Annotated in this window: 1 protein-coding gene; it reads right to left on the reverse strand. The window is 55.7% G+C overall.

Annotated features, from left to right (window positions below):
* The coding region (locus IV91_RS0115145; RefSeq protein WP_233418510.1) for a GTP-binding protein at positions 1 to 253 on the reverse strand (253 nt) is incomplete at both ends.

The following is a 253-nucleotide window of genomic DNA, read 5'->3' on the forward strand; positions in this document are numbered from 1 at the left end:
CACCGCTCCATCCATCTGCGCCGCACCCGTAATCATGTTCTTCACATAATCCGCGTGCCCAGGACAGTCCACGTGTGCATAATGACGATTCACCGTCTCATACTCCACATGCGCCGTATTGATCGTAATCCCCCGCGCCTTCTCTTCCGGCGCCGAATCAATCTGAGCGTAAGACTTCGCCTCACCACCAAACTTCTTCGACAATACCACCGTCATCGCCGCCGTCAGCGTCGTCTTTCCATGATCCACGTGG

This window comes from Ferrovum myxofaciens (assembly GCF_000735045.1).
Lineage (GTDB): Bacteria > Pseudomonadota > Gammaproteobacteria > Burkholderiales > Ferrovaceae > Ferrovum > Ferrovum myxofaciens.